At 44.4% G+C, this 16,149-nt stretch carries 12 protein-coding genes and 1 pseudogene; 2 read left to right on the plus strand and 11 right to left on the minus strand.

Annotated features, from left to right (window positions below; translation table 11 throughout):
• Positions 1-217 precede the first annotated feature (217 nt).
• The 4 genes from NSU00_RS14990 to NSU00_RS15005 form a co-directional block, all read right to left on the minus strand.
• Positions 218-1,819 (minus strand): CTP synthase, encoded by a 1,602-nt coding sequence (locus NSU00_RS14990; protein WP_133537293.1) that lies wholly within the window; start codon positions 1,817-1,819, stop codon positions 218-220.
• Positions 1,820-2,049: 230 nt separating this feature from the next.
• The gene (rpoE, locus tag NSU00_RS14995) at positions 2,050-2,607 is read right to left on the minus strand and encodes a DNA-directed RNA polymerase subunit delta (RefSeq protein WP_017554528.1); all 558 of its coding nucleotides are present in this window, start codon (positions 2,605-2,607) and stop codon (positions 2,050-2,052) included.
• Between the two features lie 668 nt (positions 2,608-3,275).
• Positions 3,276-3,824, minus strand: a complete 549-nt coding sequence (locus NSU00_RS15000) for a VanZ family protein (RefSeq protein ID WP_340703869.1) — start codon at positions 3,822-3,824, stop codon at positions 3,276-3,278.
• A gap of 16 nt (positions 3,825-3,840) precedes the next feature.
• Positions 3,841-4,227, minus strand: a complete 387-nt coding sequence (locus NSU00_RS15005; RefSeq protein ID WP_061575676.1) for a hypothetical protein — start codon at positions 4,225-4,227, stop codon at positions 3,841-3,843.
• Between the two features lie 253 nt (positions 4,228-4,480).
• Between NSU00_RS15005 and NSU00_RS15010 the strand changes: the two genes are divergently transcribed.
• Positions 4,481-5,161 carry an ABC transporter ATP-binding protein gene (locus tag NSU00_RS15010; RefSeq protein WP_061575694.1) on the plus strand — a complete coding sequence of 227 codons (681 nt, stop codon included), beginning with the start codon at positions 4,481-4,483 and terminating at the stop codon, positions 5,159-5,161.
• Positions 5,154-7,619 (plus strand): ABC transporter permease, encoded by a 2,466-nt coding sequence (locus NSU00_RS15015; RefSeq protein WP_327077165.1) that lies wholly within the window; start codon positions 5,154-5,156, stop codon positions 7,617-7,619. Before NSU00_RS15010 ends, NSU00_RS15015 begins: the two co-directional genes overlap by 8 nt.
• Before the next feature lie 412 nt (positions 7,620-8,031).
• On the opposite strand, the gene NSU00_RS15020 is transcribed toward NSU00_RS15015, so the two are convergent.
• The 7 genes and pseudogenes from NSU00_RS15020 to NSU00_RS15050 form a co-directional block, all read right to left on the minus strand.
• A complete protein-coding gene (locus tag NSU00_RS15020; RefSeq protein ID WP_259299137.1) occupies positions 8,032-8,211 on the minus strand; it encodes a zinc ribbon domain-containing protein in 180 nt (59 codons plus the stop codon).
• 1 nt (position 8,212) lies between these two features.
• A pseudogene (locus tag NSU00_RS15025) lies at positions 8,213-9,292 on the minus strand (cobalamin-dependent protein); the annotation flags it as partial.
• An 85-nt stretch (positions 9,293-9,377) separates the two neighbouring features.
• The gene (locus tag NSU00_RS15030) at positions 9,378-10,013 is read right to left on the minus strand and encodes a TetR/AcrR family transcriptional regulator (protein ID WP_019721034.1); all 636 of its coding nucleotides are present in this window, start codon (positions 10,011-10,013) and stop codon (positions 9,378-9,380) included.
• Between the two features lie 19 nt (positions 10,014-10,032).
• Positions 10,033-11,175, minus strand: coding sequence for an acyl-CoA dehydrogenase (locus tag NSU00_RS15035; protein WP_017550325.1), 1,143 nt, complete (start codon positions 11,173-11,175; stop codon positions 10,033-10,035).
• 32 nt (positions 11,176-11,207) lie between these two features.
• On the minus strand, positions 11,208-12,344 hold the full coding sequence (locus tag NSU00_RS15040) for an acyl-CoA dehydrogenase (protein ID WP_340703870.1): 1,137 nt from the start codon (positions 12,342-12,344) through the stop codon (positions 11,208-11,210).
• A gap of 41 nt (positions 12,345-12,385) precedes the next feature.
• Positions 12,386-13,564 carry an acetyl-CoA C-acetyltransferase gene (locus tag NSU00_RS15045; RefSeq protein WP_340703104.1) on the minus strand — a complete coding sequence of 393 codons (1,179 nt, stop codon included), beginning with the start codon at positions 13,562-13,564 and terminating at the stop codon, positions 12,386-12,388.
• 436 nt (positions 13,565-14,000) lie between these two features.
• Positions 14,001-16,118, minus strand: a complete 2,118-nt coding sequence (locus tag NSU00_RS15050; RefSeq protein ID WP_013860766.1) for a heterodisulfide reductase-related iron-sulfur binding cluster — start codon at positions 16,116-16,118, stop codon at positions 14,001-14,003.
• Positions 16,119-16,149 lie beyond the last annotated feature (31 nt).

Consider the following 16,149-nt stretch of genomic DNA (forward strand, 5'->3'; position numbering starts at 1 on the left):
CGTATTAATACATTGATACAGCTGATATGTGTATCATACCGTTCATACACTTCTCCGTCAATGGATTTTTATAAAAAAGCCTGGAAAAATTTCCGGGCTTTTGCATTCAAAGAAAACGGGATGCAAAAAAGCGGCGGGAAACCAAATACAATGGCTTCCCGCCGCTTTTTTATCAGTACCTCCGGAAAAAACGGGGCATTTTCCGAAGGGTACAGGTTTATTGTTTACCCTTGATCGACGCTTCAATAAATCCTTTAAACAAAGGCTGCGGGCGTGTCGGGCGCGAGGTAAATTCCGGGTGGAACTGGGAAGCAACGAACCACGGATGGTCCTTCAGCTCGACAATTTCAATGAGCCGGCCGTCCGGGCTTGTCCCTGAGAACGTGAACCCGGCATTTTCCATCTGTTCACGGAATTGATTGTTAAATTCATAACGGTGGCGGTGGCGCTCATAAATGACTTCATCCTGATAAGCTTCATACGCTTTCGTACCTTTCACAAGCCGGCAAGGATAAAGCCCGAGGCGGAGCGTACCGCCGAGGTCTTCAATTTCTTTTTGTTCCGGCAAAAGGTCAATCACCGGATAAGGCGTATCCGGGTTGATCTCCGAGGAGTGCGCATCTTTCAATCCGAGGACATGGCGGGCAAATTCGACCGATGCAAGCTGCATGCCAAGGCAGATGCCAAGAAACGGAATCTTATGTTCCCGGGCATACTGGATGGCAAGAATTTTCCCTTCGATGCCGCGGTCGCCGAAACCGCCCGGCACTAAAATGCCGTCCGCATCTTTCAGCAGGTCCGCCACATTTTCCCCGTCCACCTCTTCGGCATTGATCATGTCAATATCAATATCTGCATCAAACTGGTAGCCGGCATGTTTGAGTGCTTCTGCAACGGAAAGATAGGCATCTTGGAGTGCCACATATTTGCCGACAAGCGCAATTTTCACCGTCTTTTTCAAATTGCGCACCCGGTCAACAAGCCCTCTCCATTCGGCCATATCTGCTTCCGGGCACTGCAGTTTTAAATGGTCGCAAACAAGCTGGTCCAGTTTTTGTTCCTGCAGCATGAGCGGGATGGCATATAACGTATCGGCATCGATGCATTCGACTACTTCACGCGGCTGGATATCGCAGAACAATGCAATCTTGTCCTTCATATCCTGCGAGATCGGCATTTCCGTCCGGACGACAATGATATTCGGCTGGATCCCGAGGCCGCGCAACTCTTTTACGCTATGCTGGGTCGGCTTCGTCTTCATCTCGCCCGATGCCTTTAAATAAGGTATTAATGTGCAATGGATGTACATGACATTGTCAATGCCGACATCCGTTTTGATTTGCCGGATTGCTTCAAGGAACGGAAGTGATTCAATATCACCGACCGTCCCGCCAATTTCCGTGATGACGACATCTGCATTGGTTACTTTTCCGGCACGAAAGACGCGTTCTTTGATTTCATTGGTAATATGCGGGATGACCTGTACGGTGCCGCCGAGATATTCGCCGCGGCGTTCTTTCCGGATGACTTCGGAATAAACTTTGCCGGTCGTAACGCTGCTGTATTTTGTTAAGTTAATATCAATAAAACGCTCATAATGGCCGAGGTCAAGGTCGGTTTCCGCGCCGTCGTCCGTTACAAACACTTCCCCGTGCTGGTACGGGCTCATCGTACCCGGATCAACATTAATATACGGATCAAATTTCTGGATCGTAATATTCAGCCCTCGGTTTTTCAACAACCGCCCGAGCGATGCTGCAGTAATCCCTTTTCCCAGCGAGGAAACGACCCCGCCAGTTACAAAGATATATTTTGTCACGTGTTGTCCCCTCCTGTAATGTAACATTATTGTTGCCCCAATACATGGCTTCATCCATTTTTAAGAGCCGGATCTGTTCCGGGCCGTTCTCCGGATCTGCCCCCGTAAAAAACAAAAAGCCCCTCTTGCAATACGGGTTGCAAGGGGGAGCTTGATTTATTTTGCGATATTCCGTCCTTCTCAAAGGAGCCCAAACATAATACTACCGTTGTCCCGGAAAGAAGTCAAGACTAATCTTCTTTGTCGTTAACGTCTTCCTCGTCTTCGTCTTCGGTAACGTCGAAATCATCCGTGAGCAGTTCTTCGTCTTCGAAAGTTTCTTCTTCATCTTCATCGATATCGGAAAACTCATCGTCAACCAAATCTTCGTCTTCCTCGTCTTCGTCGGCGAAGTCCTCTTCTTCATCTTCGGCGACATCATCGATATCCTCAAGGTCAAGGTCTTCATCATCTATAAAGTCCTCTTCTTCCTCGACAACTTTCGCTTTTTTCCGCTTCGTTTTCACGGTGTGGGTCACTTCTTCATCAATCTGGTCAACCGGGTACCAGGCGCGGAGGCCCCAGGTGTTGTCCCCAAGGCTGATAAATCTCCCGTCAATATTTAAGTCCGTATAGAACTGGATCATTTTGCTTTCGGTTTCTTCTTTCGGCAACCCCAAAATGGCGCCGATTTCCGCAAGCAAGTCCTGGAAGGAAGTCACTTGTTTTTTTTCCTCCAATATTTGTTCCGCCAACTCGATAAAAGACATTTCCTTCAGCTCTTCTTTCGGCAACTGTCGCAAGCTCACGCGTCGCACACCCTTTCTCATTGATCAAAACTGCTATATGGCAGGTAAATGCTAAACTTTGCATGATTTAATAGAAAACATATTTACCATTATATACAAAAAGCAAACGTTTATGCTAGCCCCGTGGCCTTTTCCGGCTGTTTTTATCCCGGGTTTTTAAGCGGCCCGGCGTCCTCATCAGCCGGTATGCAAGATAAAACAGAAAAAACGAGAGGAGCAGAAAAGGGATGGCACCGAGTTCTTTACTGTATAAATAATACCCGGCCAGCAAAAAAACGATCATACCGCTGCATGATAGTAAAATTTTGATAAAAGAATACAAACAGTCCACATCCCTTGAAAAAATAAGCGATTGACGAGTCCTACTCCCACCTTCCGCCTATTCAAGCACATCTCCTATATCCTTGTCCATTTTACATCCATCTGGCAGAAAGAAACAACAGAATTCTATGTGGAAAGAAAATTTATTTTCGTACTTGCCATTGAGCGAAAGCAAAAAACCGGCATTTAGCTGCCGGTTTTTTGCTTTTGGAAGCACACGCTGCATTTTTGTCCAGCGGCGACTCCTAGCGGAAAATGCTATTTGGGTCGTTCAGCTTTGCATCCCGATTTTCCATTGTCGTTGATAATAAGGTGGATTTTTTTAAAGCTCGGATTTTCCACCAGAGTTACTGTCGCCTTTTAGAATATAACCGCCTTTTGAAGATGTTTACAAGAAAATAGCCTAAGATATACCCTATGAAATTAAGAATTACATCGTCTATATCTATAGATCTAGTACCAAATTTGAGCAAGTATAGAATAAACTGTCCACCTTCTATTACTATTGGAATCATCACACCTAACATGATAATTTTTTTAATCGATAATTTGCTAAATTGAAGCGGGAGTAAAAAACCAAGCGGGAATAATAACAATACATTACCAGCTAGGTTTTTCACGATAACGGAAACCGGAATAGTACCATTCATCAGACTCATCACATAATTCCCTATCGTTTTAAATGGGATTAAATTATATGGCAAATAACCAAAATTTGCAGTTGGAATCAGCCATACAACCGCACCCAGCAAAATGATATATATAATAAATACAAACCTTATAGTAACCGTTTCCAAAACTAAGCGTTCTTTCTTAACATATTTCCCATACAGGAGTAAGCAGATTAAAATAAGTATTAGTATGATGATTAAGGCAATAACCAATAAACTGATCATAAATTCACTAAATCCTTTATTGTATAATTTTCCCGGAGCCTTTTACTCTATACCCTGTTGCAGAATGCTTGTTGACAACCACAACATATGAACCGGAGCTAACTTTACCAATTGTTTTTGTATGTGAAAATCCATCTGCAGCAATAGGATCAGTGTAAGTGGTTAACAATTTTTGTAAACCAACTGTAAATGTAGATTTGCTTGAGCTTACATTTCCAGCTTGATTATACGTATTTCCTGTCACTGTAGTTTTAGCTGTATCATTATTCAATTTATGCTTTTTTGTTCCGGTAACGCTTGCAATAATATTAAAAGAATAGCCGAAACTCGTGGCACTTGCAATAGTTGGAATACATAATGCAAAGATTAACATTATTGGTATGAGCAAACTCTTTTTCCTCATTCTATACATCTCCTTCGCAATTTTTATACTTGCATTATAATTGGAATATTTGTTTAAATCAAGTCTTTTTTTAAAAGATGGCACAATTATAATCATACTGGAAAGATGAAAACTTGAAGTGGAGTTTTATATTTCTTCCATGAATAATTGATTGTGTCATATTTATTAGATAAACGTCACTGCCTAAAAATAACAACAATGATCGATAACTCAAAAAACTATAATATTATAGTTTTATTAAAGGAGAATATTTATGGGTGCCTTAATTGAAGCTAACCGAATTTGTAAAAGATATAATCAAAAGAGCAATAACATGGAATTGAAAGAAACATCCCTTTCTATTGAAAAAGGGAAGATTTATGTTATTGAGGGGAAAAGCGGAGCAGGAAAATCAACTTTGTTAAATATTTTGGGAGGAATGGAGAAACCTACATCTGGAAAGGTATATTACAAAGGAAAATCCTTTTATGATCTGAAGGATTCAGACCAGGCTGCTATTAGAGGAGAAAAATACGGATTTGTATTCCAATCTTTTCAGCTAATTCCGGAATTGACTGTCAAAGAAAATATAGAACTTCCCCTCATATTTACAAATAGACAAGAAAAAATGGATAAGATAGCAGAATTAGCCAGACATTTAGGGATTGAAAATCAATTACATAAACTTCCTGACTTTTTATCAGGAGGGGAACAACAAAGAGTAGCTATTGCCAGGGCACTTATTACTGAGCCTGAAATTATATTTGCCGATGAGCCCACCGGTAATCTTGACTCAGCAACAACTAAAAAAATAATCCATCTTTTTACAAGATTATGTAATGAAAAAAATATAACACTCGTTGTAGTTACACACGAAAAGAATTTATTTGAATTTCCGGATAATTTATTCCTCGTAAAAAACGGAAGATTGCAGGTGGCACAAGAAAATGTTTAATTTAAGCATAAAAGTTCTTTTATCGCGAAAAAAATGGTTATTTCTGATCGCTGGTTCAATTGCCATTGTTCTATCATCAGTAGCTTCTATTTTCACTGCTTCTGCATCTGTAAGATCAGCAATTAAACAAAAGGCCCAGAATACTTACGGAGAACATACCGGTGTGTTAACAAATATTTCAGAAACGAAAACATCATTGCTGAATAAAAACAAGGAAATAACGGCAGGGGTATATCAAATTATAGGAAAAACTAAAGTTAGTAATGATATATTTGCAACAGTTGGTTGGATGGATAAAAAGTCAATCAGATTAGGGCATCTAAGATTAATAAATGGAAAATTTCCGGACAAGCCAAATGAAGTAGCTATAGAATCTGCGTATTTACAAGGTTCATTAAAAAATTGGAAAATTAATGAAAATAAATCAATCAAAATTGGAAACAAGATAAAAAAAATGCGTCTGGTTGGGATAGTAAAAAACTATTCTTCACAGTGGTCGGTAGCGGAGGGTTTCGAGAAGGGAGTCAATGATTTTCCCAATATATTTATATCTAAACAGCTAGCTATCGAGTACAAAAAAAATAATAGTTTTTTATTTAAATATAATGAAAGTACAAAAGATTCGTTTGAAAAATCATTAAATCTTATAGATTACTATGACCAACAAGGAACCGTTAATAGCCGATTATTTAATAACGGACTGAATCGATGTGATACAATCAAATTCTTATCGAATATTTTTCAGTTATTAATTGTGATTCTTTCATTATTTTCTATAAATAGTCTCATTTTACATTTTACCCGGGATCAACATAAAAAAATGGGAATTATGAGATCCGTAGGTGCAAGTCAACGAGCATTATACCGTATGTATATTTACCAAGCTGTCATTATTTTTGTATTAAGTGCCCTCATTTCAATACCTATTGTGTTTTTTATTCAGTCACTAATCATTCATTTCTCATACAGAGAGAATTCAACTAACTTTAAGTTGATTATTGAAATGATTGGAATTAGTGCACTGCTATATGTTGTATTATTTTTTATGATCTTAGTTTTATTCCTTAAAAATGTTAAGAAGACCGGCTCATTGCATATAAAAGAACTATTGAGCCAGCAAAATAGTGTAAATTTTAATGAACGATATAAAAGGGTTTTAAAATATTTTCAATCTATCCATATAAAATTATTAGTGAAAGAATTGTTCTCGAATCCTAAGCAATTTTGTCTTACTATATTCATTTTAAGCTTCTCTTCTTTAATATTCACATTTACAAACTATATTCAAAAAGATAATTTATATGGTTGGGAAGGACTTAAATCCAAGTATTATTTAACCTCACAAGAAGCTTTTAGCTCTAAATCAAAACAAAATCTAACAGTACTAAGCCATCAGGGATTAACCTTTACAGAGACTGACGTGAAAAAACTGGAAAAAACGCCCGGCGTTTTATATATAGATAAAACGCCATTCATGGATGATGTCGAGACATTAATGGATCAGAGAATGATTACTCCTTCCATTAACAGTTGGATATTTAAAGAAAACTCAGCTTATAAAACTTATCATAATAAAATTATTATTCCAGATGTAAATTACGTTCTTCTGAATGAAGACGACTGGAATAATATTGAAACCCCAAAGAAATATAAAAATCCGGGTGGCAAAGTGTTAATATTTAATCCGATTAACAATAAAAGAAAAAACGAGGATAAAGCCTTGGCTGGAAATACATTAACTTTAGTCAGACTATATAAAATGCCATCTGGAATGAAAATCAGCCAAAAAAATTTAACAATTTTAGATGTTATCCATAAACCATTTAAATATAGGGCCAGCCGTTCTGTTGGAATAAAGAAAGATGGCTTTATTATTGTAATGGACACTAAAACCGCAGTAAAATCTGGTTTGTTCCATGGATTTAGTGACCTTGAGATTTACACGAAAAAAGATATTTCCCATAAAGACAAAATAAACCTTGATAAACAAGTAAAATTATTATCAGCAACATTCCCTGGCAGCTTAGTACAGAACATTTCTCAATTAATAAAAGACGATAGTAAAATTTATAATTATCTCAAGGTTCTTGGCAATCTTTTGTTTTTTGTCTCTCTCATTCTCACTGCGATTTCAGTCACAATCATGATCTTTAGCAAATATCAGACACAGAAAAGACATTGGGGCATTTATTTATCTCTTGGAATGAGCAAAAATAACATCATGCAATACGTTTTCAGTGAAATATTTATTTATGTTTTGGTCTCTATGATGTTGAGTATGGCCATTTGTTGTATTGGATTGTTCATGTTGCCTCACCAGTATCCGCTTGTTTTTTACTTTAAGTATTTTCTGTTGTCGATTTTAATTGAAGTCAGTTTTCTCATTATCGGAGGATATATAATACATAGTTCCTTGCAGCGTCAATCAATTGCTGCTTTTCTAAGGAGGGATGAGTAACATTCCTTAGAGAAAATAAAGAAGCGAAAAGCTATCGTCATATTATTCAATAGCCTTTCGCTTCTCTTTCTTTTTGTATTTTTTCAGACATACGTTGTAATAACGTCTAATCCATTCTCAATGAACAGAACACTTAAAATAAAAATCAGCTTACATACACAATTTTGTAATTGACATTGTTCTATCGAGACATTTGTCAGCTTTTTAAGAACCATAAGCTCTACGCAGTGGCCGTTACAGAAAACTTATAAAAAGTTATAATTTCTTACAACTTTTATGTTTCCTTACTTCTTCATCGTGTCTGCTTTCACGTCTATCTATTAAACAGATCGCTACTTGCATTTGGTGTAACACTCCAAAGTCGTAAATTCCCAACTAACGAATCGGTACATGTCTACATTAACTTGCATTGTTAAAATACAGATTCTAAAACATTTTCACCATATTTTTTAAGATTTATAGACGCTTGATAATCTCGGTCAACAATATTTCCACATCCGCATTCAAAAGTTCTATCGGATAACTTCAAGTCTTTTTTAAGTTTTTCGCAGCAAGAACACAACTTAGAACTTGGAAACCATCTATCCGCCAATTTGCACCTGCTTTTTCGCGTCCTCTGAACCTTTGCGCTCAAATTTGTTTATGACAATGAGGTCCGCATAATCGATCATGTCAATTTTTTCAAGCTGGGAAGGCGCCCCGAATTCGCTCGTCATCACATACATTGCGACATCGGAAATATTCGTGATTTCGGCATCCCCCTGGCCGATTCCGCTTGTTTCGATCAAAATCAAATCAAAGCCGGCAGCTTTTCAATCCGGATAGCATCATGAATGGCAAGAGAAAGTTCGGAACGGGATGCCCTTGTAGCCAGGCTCCGCATAAATACATTCGGATGAAAAATCGCATTCATCCGGATCCGGTCGCCAAGCAATGCGCCCCCCCGTTTTTTGCTTCGTCGGGTCGACCGAAAGAACGGCAATTTTACTTTCCGGATGGTCATGCAAAAAGCGGCGGATCAGTTCATCTGTCAAGGAACTCTTTCCCGCTCCCCCGGTACCGGTTATGCCCACGACCGGCGCTTTCTTCACGGCCGGAATGGCAGATTCAAGGGCAGCAAGCGCCTCCTGATGGTTCAAATGGTTCTCGGCATAAGAAATCAGTCTGGCAACAGAACTGATCCGCCCTTCGCTTAAGCGCCCGGCTTCTTTGGCAAAATCCGCTTCCGTTACCGTCGGGTGGTCGCACTCCCGGAGCATCATATTGATCATGCCCTGAAGGCCGAGCTTTCTGCCGTCCTCCGGTGAAAAAATACGCGCGATCCCGTAGTCATGCAGTTCTTTCATCTCACGCGGGATGATGACGCCCCCTCCCCCGCCGTAAATGCGGATCCCGGAGGCGCCGTTTTCCTGCAGCAAATCATACATATACTTGAAAAACTCAAGATGCCCTCCCTGATAGGAAGAAACGGCAATACCCTGGACATCTTCCTGAATCGCCGCCTGGACAATTTCTCGTGCCGAGCGGTTGTGGCCGAGATGGATGACTTCCGCGCCGCTTGCCTGCAAAATCCTCCGCATAATGTTGATGGAAGCATCGTGGCCGTCAAACAAACTGGACGCTGTGACAAAACGGACCGCATGTTTCGGGCGGTAAACCTCTGTCTCAGCCATCATATCCCCCTTGTCTTCATCAGGATTGGAACTTAAAACGCATGAATGAACCCCGGGATGGAAAAACGGAAATGGCGCCAAAAATTTATGCCATCATACCCCTTGTCTCAAGGCCGGAAAACAGCAAATGGGTTTGCAGACGGATATAATCCTCAATTGTAAACTTCTTTTTAAATGCCCAGCGGCGGAAAGCCCACATTTCACCCTGGACAAAAATATTATGGGCGAGCATCTCAATCTCTTTTTCTTCCAGATCAAGTTCGCCGTTTTCCGCACATCTTTTAATCATTTTTTCAAATATGCCGACCATTTCCATTTCCTTTTTTAATACGTAAGGCAGTGCTTCTTTTGTCAGTGATTTTGCTTCCTGGTACATGACAAGCACTTCATCCTGCAGTTCATCAACAATCCGGAAATAATGGGCAATTGCGAGTTTCAAACTTTCAAGCGTCCCCTGGCCGGCATCAATGCGCAGCAGCCTGTCGCGCACTTCATCATAAATCCGGTCGCACACCAAATAGAGGACATCCTCTTTTGCCCGGATATATTCGTAAAGCGTCCCGATGCTAAAGCCGGATTTTTTGGCAATTTCCCTCGTTGTCGTCCGGTGGAACCCCTTTTCCTTAAAAAGCGCGACGGCGGCATTGATCATTTGGTTTCTGCGCTTTTCAATCAGCCTTTCGTCCCTGACCGATGCCGGCACAAACTTTTTTTGGCTCACAAACGGCCTCCCCTCTCCGTCAGTCCCTTGTCAGCATTCTTGAAATGACAAGCCGCTGGATTTCCTGCGTCCCTTCGTAAATTTGCGTAATTTTGGCATCGCGCATGAACCGCTCAACCGGATAATCTTTTGTATAACCGTAGCCGCCAAAAATCTGCACGGCTTCTGTTGTGACTTTCATCGCCGTATCGCCGGCAAACAGTTTGGACATGGCAGATTCTTTCCCGTACGGCAGCCCGTTTGACTCAAGCCAGGCCGCCTGGTACGTTAACAGCCTTGCCGCTTCGACTGCAGTGGCCATGTCGGCGAGTTTGAAAGACACGCCCTGGTTTGCTGCGATCGGTTTGCCGAACTGTTTCCGCTCTTTCGCATAAGCTGCAGCCGCATCGAGCGCGCCCTGGGCAATGCCGACTGCCTGGGCTGCAATGCCGTTGCGCCCGCCGTCCAGCGTCATCATCGCGATTTTAAAGCCCTGTCCTTCTTCCCCCAGCCGGTTTTCTGCCGGCACCATGACATTGTCAAAAATGATTTCCGTTGTGGTGGAAGCCCGGATGCCCATTTTCTTTTCCTTTTTGCCGGTTGAAAACCCGGGAAAATCTTTTTCAATGATAAATGCGCTTGTACCATGGTGTTTGCTTTTCGGATCGGTGAGGGCAAACACGATGTAAATATCCGCCACGCCGCCGTTTGTAATGAAAATTTTGGAACCATTTAAAACATAATGGTCTCCTTCACGCCTGGCCGTTGTCACCATCGCGCCCGCATCAGAACCCGACCCCGGCTCCGTCAAGCCGTACGCGCCGATTTTTTCCCCGCGGGCAAGCGGAACGAGGTATTTCTGTTTTTGTTCTTCTGTGCCGAATTTAAACAGCGGCCAGCTGGCAAGGGAAGTATGTGCCGAGAGGGTCACGCCGGTTGAGGCGCACACACGCGACAGCTCTTCCACCGCAATGCAGTATGCCAGAAAATCGCTCCCGATCCCGCCGTACTGCTCCGGCCATGGAATCCCGGTCAGGCCAAGCGCCGCCATCCGGTCAAAGATGCCACGGTCAAACCGTTCGTTCTCATCGCGTTCCGCTGCTGTCGGCGCTACTTCCTTCACGGCAAAATCGCGTACCATTTTCCGGATCATTTCATGTTCTTCACTTAAACGAAAGTCCATTTTTCTGCCTCCAATTTTTTATTCAAGACAACTTAAAGCCTTTTCTCCCGCAATAATTGATTGCTGATCACGATTCTTTGGATTTCACTTGTCCCTTCATAAATTTGCGTAATTTTCGCATCGCGCATGAACCGTTCAACCGGATAGTCTTTCGTGTATCCATATCCGCCGAAAATCTGAACGGCTTCAATCGCTGTATCAACAGCTGTTTGGGAAGCGAGCAGTTTGGCCATCGCCGCTTCTTTTTTGCAGCCCAGGCCGTTGCTCCGCAAAAAGGCTGACCGGTAGACAAGCAGTTTGCTGGCTTCGATGTTTGTTGCCATGTCGGCAAGTTTAAAACCGGTACCCTCAAATGCGTGGATGGGTTTTCCGAACTGGCGCCGGTTTTTTGCGTATTGAAGTGCCAGTTCATAGGCGCCTTCCGCAATCCCGAGGGCCTGTGCCGCGATCCCGATCCGGCCGGCATCCAGCACCGCCATTGCGATCTTAAACCCTTCCCCTTCTTCCCCCAGCCGGTTCTCAGCCGGAACCTGGAGATTTTCAAAGTGAAGCTGGACAGTTTTTGACCCGTGCAGCCCCATTTTTTTCTCATCCTTGCCGGTCCGGAAACCCGGCATGGTCTTTTCAATAATGAAAGCGGTGATGTTGCCGTCTTCCGTGCGGGCAAATACAATATACGTATCCGCCTCGCCGCCGTTTGTAATGAACATTTTTGAACCATTGAGCACATAATGCCCGCCCTGTTTTACCGCTTTTGTTTTTAAATTCTTCGCATCCGACCCCGCCTCGGCTTCCGTCAGGCAAAAAGCCCCCAGGTATTCCCCGCTTGCAAGCTTTGGCAAATATTTTTGTTTTTGCGCTTCACTTCCGAAATATAAAATCGGCGCGGTCCCGACGGATGAATGGACGGAAAGGATGACGCCAATGGTCGCGCTGGCTTTGGAAATTTCATGAACAGCTATAACGTATGCAGTAAAATCCAGCCCCGCACCGCCGTATGTTTCCGGAATGGTGATGCCCATCAGACCGAGGGTTGCCATTTTTCCAAGTATTTCACGCGGGAACATGCCGCGCTCCATGTCGCCCGTAGCCGGCAAAATTTCTTTTCCTGCAAAATCCCGTACGGTTTTTCTTAACAAAAGCTGTTCTTCCGTAAACTGAAAATCCATGATCAGGTCCCCTTTTTTGGGTGGTCATACACGTTGAAGTTTTATTGCACTTCAATCATGACGGCATCGCCCTGGCCGCCACCGGAGCAGATGGCTGCGATCCCGGTCCCGCCGCCGCGCCGTTTCAGTTCGTATGCAAGGGTTAAAATAATGCGCGTGCCGCTTGCACCGATCGGATGGCCTAACGCAACCGCGCCGCCGTTTACATTCACCTTATCCAAATCGAGCTGTGCGATTTTGCTGCTGGCAAGGGCCACAGCGGCAAATGCTTCATTGATTTCAAACAAATCAATGTCATCAAGCTTTCTTCCTGTTTTTTTCAGGATTTCGTTGATCACAAGCCCCGGCGTCTGCGGAAAATGCTGCGCCTCCACCGCCACTTCCGCATGCGCCACCATCTTTGCAAGCGGCTTCAACCCTGCTTTTGCAGCCCGTTCAGCGCTCATTAAAACAAGTGCAGCCGCCCCGTCATTCACACCCGGAGCATTGCCGGCCGTGATGGTGCCGTCTTTGTCGAAAGCAGGCGGCAGCTGGGACAGTTTTTCAAGCGTCGTATCCGCGCGCGGCGGTTCATCCTGTTCAACAAGCAGCGCAGGGCCTTTTCTTTGCGGGATTTCCACCGGAACAATCTCTTCGGCAAACTTGCCGGAATGAATGGCTTCCAATGCTTTCTGGTGGCTTCTTAATGCCCAGCGGTCCTGAAAGTCGCGGGTCAGCCCGAACGCTTCCGCCGTGCGGTTTCCGTATGTGCCCATATGGACGCCGGAAAATGCGCAGATGAGTCCGTCATGGGTCATCATGTCTTTCAGCTGGACATCGCCCATTTTCAATCCCCATCTTGCCTTGGGCAGGAAGTAAGGGGCGTTTGACATCGACTCCATCCCGCCGGCTACAATGACTTCCCCGTCTCCCAAACGGATGATCTGATCCGCCATGGTCACGCTCCTCATGCCGGAAGCACACACTTTATTCACCGTTTCCGTTTTGACTTCCCACGGAATGCCGGCGTGCCTTGCCGCCTGCCGGGATGGGAGCTGCCCCTGGCCGCCCTGTAGGACATTCCCCATAATCACTTCATTTACTTCCCCGTTTTCAACGCCCGCTTTTTCCAATGCATGCCGGATCGCAATCCCGCCTAACGCGGACGCCGGAAGTGCAGCCAGTTTTCCCCCGAATTTCCCAAATGGCGTACGCGCCCCGTCGATGATCACCGTGTTCAACCATCTTCTCCCCTTTTACAATGGATTTATGATAAGCGCCGGCAATTTGCACGAACGCGAATCATCGTTCATTCATAGTCCCTTTGTTATTTGCTGCCAAAACAGCAGCGAACTTCCCGATGCTTTTGGAATGGATGAAAAGCGCCAATCGAGCGAACGCTCAATCATCGTTCATTCATGGCCCTTTGCCGTTCGTTTCCCAAAACAGCAGTGAGCCTTGCCTTACTGTGTGATTTATGAAAAGCGCCGGCAATATGCATGCGCTTACATTCCCAAACCATTATCATCCTGTGTGATCTGCCGCAAAAAAACGGCGGAGAATCTTCCTTTTGCATATCCTGTTCCCCGCCGCTTTTGCGCAGATGATTTGCCGGTTTACATACAACTGTTGCTAGCTTCCCTGCCGCGCATCCCGTTTTGCGGCGGTATCACCCGCTTAAGATACTGCAGCAGTCTGCCCCGGTGCCCCGCAGACCGAACGTTCCAGAATTTCGGCAACATCCAGGGTTTTCACAGTGTCTTCCACTTCTTTCGCTTTTGTACCGTCAGACAGCATTGTCAGACAGTACGGGCATTCCGTGCTGATGACGGTCGGATTCACGGAAAGTGCCTGTTCAGTCCGCGCCACATTAATCCGGTGCCCGGTATCTTCTTCCGTCCACATTAACCCGCCGCCGGCCCCGCAGCACATCGCGGTTTCACGGTTCCGTTCCATTTCCACAAGCTTTACGCCCGGGATCATTTTTAAAATGTCACGCGGCTGGTTATAAATGTCATTGTACCTGCCGAGGTAGCAGGAGTCATGAAAGGTAACCGTTTCATTGACTTCGTACTTCGGCTTTAAGCGTCCTTCTTTCAGCAGCTCATAAAGCACTTCGGTGTGATGGTACACTTCCCCTTCAAAACCAAAATCTTTATATTCTTTCTTAAACGTATTGTATGCATGCGGATCGATCGTCACAATTTTTTTCACGCCGTTCTTTTCAAACTCGGCGATGTTCTGGCCGGCCAGTTCCTGGAACAAAAATTCATTGCCAAGCCTGCGTGCTGTATCTCCGGAGTTTTTCTCCTTGTTGCCGAGAATGGCGAATTTCACACCCGCTTCATTCAGCAGTTTCGCAAACGACTGCGCGATTTTTTGGCTGCGGCTGTCGTAAGACCCCATTGATCCGACCCAGAATAAATACTCGAATTCCTCATCCGATTTTTTCATTTCTTTGACCGTCTTGACCTCGATATCTTCGCGCCCTTCACGCCACGACTCGCGCTCTTTCCGGTTCAGTCCCCAAGGATTGCCCTGGCGTTCAATATTTTGGATTGCCCGCTGTGCATCTGGTTTCATTTTTCCTTCGGTCAAAACGAGATAGCGCCGCAAATCAATGATTTTATCGACATGTTCATTCATAACCGGGCACTGGTCTTCGCAATTCCGGCAAGTCGTGCATGCCCAGATCTCTTCTTCGGTAATGACATCGCCGATCAGGCTCGGATTGTAATCAAGCGCTACAGCTGCCTCTTCTGCCCCGCGGGTTGCACTCTCCCGGGCGAGCCGGTTCCCTGTCGTGTTGGCAAAAGCAAATGCCGGAACCCACGGTGCTTTGGACGTAACGGCCGCGCCGTAATTGGTCAGATGGTCCCTCAATTTAATGATCAAGTCCATCGGTGAAAGCATTTTTCCTGTTCCGGTTGCCGGGCACATATTCGTGCAGCGGCCGCACTCCACACAGGCGTAAAGATCGACAAGCTGAAGCTGCGTGAAGTCCTCGATTTTCCCGACGCCAAAACTTTCCTGCGATTCGTCTTCAAAATCGATCGCCCGTAATTTCCCGGTATCCCCGAGCCGGTTCAGATACACATTCGCAGGCCCTGCAATCAAATGGGCGTGCTTCGACTGCGGGATATAGACAAGGAAAGTAAGCAGAAGCAACAGATGGATCCACCATGCCACGTAAAACACAACGGCCGCCGCGGTGGGCCCGATCCAATGAAAGGCTGCTGCAATCCCGGCTGCCACCGGTTCCGTCCATGAAGGCTCCTCAAAGTGCCAAATGATTTCCATACCGCCCCCGACCAGGACAGAAACCATTAGCCCGCCGATAAAGATGAGCACAAGCCCCGCTTTAAAATCGCGTTTTAAGCGGACGAGCTTCTCAATGTAGCGGCGGTAAAACGCCCAGCCGACCGCAAATAAAATCACGAGCGTGACGATTTCCTGAAAGAAAGTAAATCCGGGGTAAAGCGGCCCGAGCGGCAAGTGCGAACCCGGCGCAAGCCCCTTCCATATGAAATCAATTGCGCCGAACTGGACGAGAATAAACCCGTAAAACATCATCACATGGATGGCGCCGCTCTTTTTATCCTTGAGCAGTTTTTTCTGCCCGAAAACGTATACCCATATTTTTTTGAGCCGCGCCTTGACATTGTTGTCGAATTCCTGTTTTTTCCCCAATTTGATATACTGGATCCTTGTCCTTACCAAATACGCAAAAAGGCCAATGCCGTAAGCGGTTACAGACAAAAACAACAACCAGTTTAACCATAATAAGATGTGCATTTTTCTCCCGACGCTCCCTTCGTTCATTCGT

It is taken from the genome of Weizmannia sp. FSL W8-0401 (genome assembly GCF_038009125.1).
GTDB classification, from domain to species: Bacteria; Bacillota; Bacilli; order Bacillales; family Bacillaceae_C; genus Weizmannia; species Weizmannia coagulans.

Bases quoted from the DNA above. Each gene is read 5' to 3' on its own strand.
- NSU00_RS15035 (WP_017550325.1), bottom strand. From the start codon at position 11,175: ATGGACTTTCGTTTAAGTGAAGAACATGAAATGATCCGGAAAATGGTA.
- NSU00_RS15010 (WP_061575694.1), top strand. From the start codon at position 4,481: ATGGGTGCCTTAATTGAAGCTAACCGAATTTGTAAAAGATATAATCAA.
- NSU00_RS15000 (WP_340703869.1), bottom strand. From the start codon at position 3,824: ATGATCAGTTTATTGGTTATTGCCTTAATCATCATACTAATACTTATT.
- NSU00_RS15050 (WP_013860766.1), bottom strand. From the start codon at position 16,118: ATGCACATCTTATTATGGTTAAACTGGTTGTTGTTTTTGTCTGTAACC.
- NSU00_RS15005 (WP_061575676.1), bottom strand. From the start codon at position 4,227: ATGAGGAAAAAGAGTTTGCTCATACCAATAATGTTAATCTTTGCATTA.
- NSU00_RS15015 (WP_327077165.1), top strand. From the start codon at position 5,154: ATGTTTAATTTAAGCATAAAAGTTCTTTTATCGCGAAAAAAATGGTTA.
- NSU00_RS15040 (WP_340703870.1), bottom strand. From the start codon at position 12,344: ATGGATTTTCAGTTTACGGAAGAACAGCTTTTGTTAAGAAAAACCGTA.